The sequence below is a fragment of the Spirillospora sp. NPDC000708 genome, from assembly GCF_040299565.1.
Lineage (GTDB): Bacteria > Actinomycetota > Actinomycetes > Streptosporangiales > Streptosporangiaceae > Spirillospora.
Genome location: NZ_JBEPCJ010000193.1, coordinates 1 through 5,430 on the forward strand (window position 1 = coordinate 1; position 5,430 = coordinate 5,430).

5 protein-coding genes are annotated in these 5,430 nt (G+C 70.6%); 2 read left to right on the forward strand and 3 right to left on the reverse strand.

The genetic code is table 11. The annotated features are described in order from the left end of the window. Both ABT299_RS52060 and ABT299_RS52065 read right to left on the reverse strand, forming a co-directional pair. Positions 1–185, reverse strand: a 185-nt coding sequence (locus ABT299_RS52060) for a hypothetical protein (protein ID WP_500255398.1), incomplete at its 3' end; no start/stop codon positions are given. Between the two features lie 229 nt (positions 186–414). Further along, on the reverse strand, positions 415–1,704 hold the full coding sequence (locus ABT299_RS52065) for an MFS transporter (protein ID WP_500255399.1): 1,290 nt from the start codon (positions 1,702–1,704) through the stop codon (positions 415–417). Between the two features lie 58 nt (positions 1,705–1,762). On the opposite strand from ABT299_RS52065, the gene ABT299_RS52070 reads away from it, so the two are divergent. Then, a complete protein-coding gene (locus ABT299_RS52070) occupies positions 1,763–2,749 on the forward strand; it encodes an ArsR/SmtB family transcription factor (protein ID WP_500255400.1) in 987 nt (328 codons plus the stop codon). A gap of 413 nt (positions 2,750–3,162) precedes the next feature. Here ABT299_RS52070 and ABT299_RS52075 read toward each other — a convergent pair whose 3' ends face one another. Next, the gene (locus ABT299_RS52075) at positions 3,163–3,738 is read right to left on the reverse strand and encodes a dihydrofolate reductase family protein (RefSeq protein ID WP_500255401.1); all 576 of its coding nucleotides are present in this window, start codon (positions 3,736–3,738) and stop codon (positions 3,163–3,165) included. Between the two features lie 319 nt (positions 3,739–4,057). On the opposite strand from ABT299_RS52075, the gene ABT299_RS52080 reads away from it, so the two are divergent. Next, complete coding sequence (locus ABT299_RS52080; protein WP_500255402.1) at positions 4,058–4,324, forward strand: hypothetical protein; 267 nt, start codon at positions 4,058–4,060, stop codon at positions 4,322–4,324. Positions 4,325–5,430: the final 1,106 nt, after the last annotated feature.

A 5,430-nucleotide genomic window follows, 5' to 3' on the forward strand; every position in this document is an offset into this window, starting at 1 on the left:
CGCGGACGATCCCCGCGGGCGCCGCCGTTCCACACCGCGACCTTCCCGCCCACGCGGAGGCAGCCGCGGCCAGCGGCGAGCGCGGCGGCGGGCCGCTCGCCGTTTCGCGGCCGGTGAGCTCGGCGACGAGCCGGACGTTCTCCAGCGCGGTCAGCGACCGGCACGAGGTCGAAGAACTGGAACACGAATCCTCTAGCGGGCGCGGCGCTGCGACGCGAGCGCCTTCTTTCTCACAGCGGAGGCGGCGCGGCTCGGTGAACTCTTGGGGGTCCAGCGCGGCAATAGGGCCGTGGGTCACATCGCCGATAGCAGAAGGTGCAGGGTGGAGCCGAATTGCGGTCGCGGGTTCGAATCCTGCTGGCATCACCTACCACCTACAGACCGACAACGTCGGGGCGGACAAGTGGTCGACGGTCAGGCGCGATCCAGGTCAGGCGACACGGCCGCGACGGAAAGCCCGATGGTGTCCGGGAGGGCGGACATCCGGCGGAGCGGGGAGAAGAACAGCAGCAGCCATGACACGGCGGGGACTGCGGCGCCGAGCCACAGGACCGCCCGCGGCCCTGCCTGATCACCGATCAGCCCGGCCAGGAAACCACCGATCGTCAGGGCTCCCATCAGCAGGAGGCGGAACGTGGCGTTCATTCGGCCGAGCAGGTTTCCCGGGGTGATCCGCTGACGGAAGCTCACCTTGAGGACGTTGTCGATTCCGACCTTGACCCCTGTCACCAGCCAGGCCGCTCCGGCGAGCCACACCCAGGGGCCGCGTCCGACCAAGGGCACCAGGAGGCCGGCGGGTGCCAGCGCCAGGCTGGTTCCCCACAGCGCGCGGCCTTGGCCGAGCCGAACACCGATGCGCCGCGCGGCCATCGCCCCGGCGAGCAGACCCACACCGCCGGACGCCAGGAAGCCGCCGAGCGCCGCGCCGGAGAATCCGAGTTGGCGGATGAACACCACCGGCAACATGGTCACCGTGAGCTGGATCGACAGGTTCGTGCAGGCACCCTCCAGCAGGATCGGCCGCAGTACCGGGTGGCCGAGCACGTAGCGAAGGCCGGTGCGGATGTCGTGGGTCAGCCGCCCGCGCGGCACCGGCGCCGGCGCCGGCTCGCGGCCGCGGATGCCGAGCAGGCATGCCGCCGACCACAGGTACGTCAGCGCGTCCAATCCGACCGCAACCGGCGCCGACAGCGCCTGAGCCAGGTACCCGCCGGCGCCGCGCCCGCCGATGTCCCCCGCCGCGTCCAGGACGACCAGGTGCGCGTTGGCCTCCTCCAAGCGGCCGCGGCCCACGGCCTGCGGTAGGTAGCTGAGCTTGGCGATGTCGAAGAACACCGTGGCCGCGCCGGTCGCCAGCACCACCGTGTACAGCTGCGCCATGGACAGGACGCCCTGCCACCACGCGAGCGGGATCGAGCCGAGCAGCACGGCGCGGGCCAGATCCGCGGCCACCAGCACCCTGCGCCGCCGCATCCGGTCCACCCACGCGCCCGCGGGCAGTCCGATGACCAGGAACGCGACCGTACTCAGACCGGCGAGAACCCCCACGTCACCCGGCGAAGCGTGCAGCGCCACCACTGCGACCAAGGGAATGGCCACATAACTGATCTGGGTGCCGATCTCACTGATAGCGGCTGCGGCGAAGATACGGCGGAAGGGCTGAATGGCGAACACACCTCGGTATGGCATGCCGCTCAGCGTCATCGCCGGAAGGGCCGAGCCGGAATCGATTTAGACTGGCCCGAATCCGTTGGGAGGCCCCGTGCTGGACTTGGAGTTCTCCACGGGCGATCTGGCCCGCACCCGGTTCGCGTGCTCACCCCTGTGGGAGTGCGTGGCCGCGCTGCGCGCTCTGCGGCAACCCGCCGCGCATGCGCTGCACCGGCCCTGGCTCGCAGTAGCGGCGCCCCGCGTCGCCGAACTGCGCTCGTCCGAACGCATCGCGCTGCTGGACGCGCTGGTGCCGCCGCCTCCTCGGGCGCTGCCGTCCTTCCTCGCCCCGACGCCCGCCGTCCCCTCCCCCGATCTGGACGACGAGTTCGCCGCGCTGCGCGCCGTCCCGGCGGAGGAAGTACGCGCCGAACTGGACCGGACCTGCGGCGTCCGGACCGCGTCGCTGCGGGAGCTGTACGCCCGCCCGTCCAGCGGGCTGGATCGGCTCGCCGGAGAGATCCGCGCGTTCTGGGAGGCGGCCCTGGTCGAGGACTGGCCGCGCGTACGGGCATTGTTGGAGGCCGACGTGCTGTATCGCGCGCGGGAGCAGACCGACGGCGGCCCCGCCCGGCTGTTCAACGCGCTCGACCCCGCGATCCGCTGGCGCGGTGACACCCTGTCGATCCGGCTGGTCCACCACTCCGCTGCCCAGCGGCTGGATGGACGGGGCGTCGTTCTGGTGCCGTCGGCCTTCGCCTGGCCCCGCGTTCTCGTCAAGACAGGGCCCGTGTGGCCGGTCACCGTGCGCTACCCGCCGCGCGGCGTGGGCCTGCTGTGGACCACCGACCGTCCGGCCGCACCGGATGCGCTCGCCGGGGTGCTCGGCGCGACACGGGCGATGCTGCTCACCGCCCTGACCTCACCCGCCTCCACCACCGAACTCGCACGACGCCTCCGGCTCTCACCCGGCGCGGTCTCCCAACAACTCACCGCCCTGCGAGCGGCCGGTCTTGTCACCGCCCGGCGCAGCGGCAGATACGTTCTCTACACTCGCACGGCCGTCGCGGACGCCTTCCTCACGGCCGCCGGCGCCTGAGGAGCGGAGCGCCGATAACAACCGGCACCTACGGTGCCTGGCTGTAAGTTTCAGGGCCGCTGCGCGGCTCGGTCCACGCCCCGCCCGCAGCCCACATCCCGGGCCTCGTTCAGACGCAGGCCGCCACCGGACTGCTCACGCTGACCGATAGGGCGCGTACCAGGGCCTCGGCACGCGCACCTCCACGCCCTACGAGGACATCGACCGGGCGCACGCCAAGCAGCGCGCGCCCGGAGAACGAGCGAACGCCCAGCTCAAGCCATGACGGATCCCCCAACGGAACGCCGTGATCATTCTCAGCGCTAACGGCTATCTGTAGACCCCGGTCTATGGAGCCGGAACTCGGAGCGGATCGGAGCGGAGTCCGGAACGACCTCGTGGTCTCCCTCGGCGCCCGCCATCGTCCCTGGCGGTCAGCGGACGACGCGATAGGAGAGGTGAGTCGCCGCAGGGGTCGCGATCACGCGGGTGCGTTCGAGAGTGATCGAGGAGTCGAGCGCGCCGAACAACGGCGTACCGCCGCCGACCAGGACCGGGATCACGTGCACGCGGATCTCGTCCACCAGGCCGAGCGGTAGCGCCTGCTGCATGACGGTCGCGCCGTGCAGCCCGACGACTTTGTCGCCCGCCGCCTTACTGGCCTGCCCGATCGCGCTGGCCACCCCGTCGGTGAGGAAGGTGAACACGGGCGGGTACGACCTGGTCGGTGCCTGGTGAGTGACCACGAAACACGGGACATCGCCCATCGGGCCGCCCCCGCCCCAGCCGCCCTCCCCCTCGTTCTTTTCGAACGACTTGCGGCCCATCACCACAGCGCCCCAGTCTTCGACCACCTGCTCCAAGATCGCCCGATCCTCGTCGGTCGCCTGGTCGGACATCCACTTGTGCAGCATCCCGGCACCGTCGCCGAACGGGTTCTCGCGGCTGTCGTTGGGGCCGGTGACGTACCCGTCGAGCGAGATGGACATGTCGCAGATCACTTGCGCCATCGGATACGCACTCCCTCTGCAGGTGTTCTAGGTCCGCTGTGTACGACTCGGTGTGTCGGTCGAACTCATCGGTGACCTGTGGGATCGCCCGTCCCGCGTCTCCTGTCGAGAACCTGCTCCTGATGCAGCAGCGCCAGTCCGGGACTCACGCAGACGGCATGCCAAACAGCACGCGGACCCCAGGTCAAGGCGGGTGGCAGAGCCCCCGCTGGACACCCGAGACCGGTGAGGGCCCCGTTCGGTGCCTGCGTCTTCCTGCCCCAGCGGGTGCCTCTCGGCTGTGGCCGCGCGTTCGAGGGCGCCGCCGAGATGCGCACGCATGGTGCCCGCGTCGGCGCGCTTCATCGAGCGCGCACCTCAGTTCCGTCTCGGCGGCCTCGCGGCGGCCGCCTTCGATCCGAAGCTTGGTGGCGAGATCCTCGCGCACCCGCTGCCGCTCGACTTCGGTGTCCACCGCTGCATCGTTTTCAATACGGCTTCGCGGGCGTGCTCGGCCGCAGCCAGTTGCTGGCGGGCGTCGTCCAATCGCGAGTGGGGGCCATTGCGGCGCCGCCGATCGCCGTGTCGGGTGACGGGTGACGGGTGACGAGTGACGGGTGACGGGTACCAGCGTGCCCGCCGGTCAGGTGTTTAGCTCGGACGGCGTTGGGCGTCGTACCCCCTTGGCGGGAAAGCTGCCCTCCTCGTAGAGGCGTAGGCACTGGCGCGCTGGGCCTCGCCGGTCGTTGTAGGACGACCAGCAGCGGTTCTTCAGGCCGTCAGGAGCAGTTCGGTGTAGGCCGCCCAGCAGCAAGGAGGCTGGGGCGAGGTTGTCGGGTCGGACAGCGGGCTCTGGTCGGGCCTGCCGGACGACGAGGGTCTAACTGGTCCCCGGCCATGATCGTGCGCGCCGCCGCGTACTCATAGCGCCAGTTCTCGGAACACATACCGGTTGTCCAGATCCTCGCTAGCCACGCGCATCCGGACGGCGGCATCGAAGTGATTGCGCCGCAGGTTCCGCGAGTCTGACGTCTGACTGCCGGCGGCGCCCGGCCCGGGGGCTATCTGAAGCATCGGGCCTAGGGGTTGCGGCCCGCGGGCACGTGGGCGGAGTCCAGGAGGCCTCAGGGGATCTGCAGGCCGTCGGCGCACCGCAAGGGCCGATTTCGCCCCCGATCCCCGCCGAGGAGGCCCAGCCCTCGCGAAGGGCGGCCTGGCGACGGGGTCGGTCCGGCGAGCGGTCCGTGCAGTCCTGCTCACGTCGCTAGGAGCGGGTGGGGAGCGTCGCGGTGTCCGCCAATGGCCTGACGTCAGGCTTCGCTCAGCGTTGGCCGCCCCTTCGTTGACCCCCTGGGGCGCATCCTGCTTCGCGTTCAGGTCCCGTAAAGCACCGGTCAGGCGCCCTTGGCAGGGGTTGGGGTCGTGTCCCGGCAGGGCGGGGCTGGGGGCCTGGAAGGGCGCCGGAACCCCCGTCGTGTGGGTGGTCTGGGTCACTGCCAGGGGTGATCGGCGGGCTCGGATGCCGGGTGCAGGGGATCGTTTCGAAGTTTTTTTGGGGCGGGGGAAGTGGGCCCGAGCCCTTGCGTGGGGGGCGTTTTGGGTTGTCTTTGCAGGTCGAGCGGGTGCTTGGGGCGTGCTTGACGAAATATGGGGGCCCTTGAACCTGTTGTGGATGTGTGACCGACGGGGAAGCCCGTCCGGGGCGCCCGACCA

What these genes read in the sequence shown, in the direction of transcription:
- ABT299_RS52065 (WP_500255399.1), bottom strand. Translation starts at nt 1,704, where the DNA reads ATGACGCTGAGCGGCATGCCATACCGAGGTGTGTTCGCCATTCAGCCC.
- ABT299_RS52075 (WP_500255401.1), bottom strand. Translation starts at nt 3,738, where the DNA reads ATGGCGCAAGTGATCTGCGACATGTCCATCTCGCTCGACGGGTACGTC.
- ABT299_RS52080 (WP_500255402.1), top strand. Translation starts at nt 4,058, where the DNA reads ATGGTGCCCGCGTCGGCGCGCTTCATCGAGCGCGCACCTCAGTTCCGT.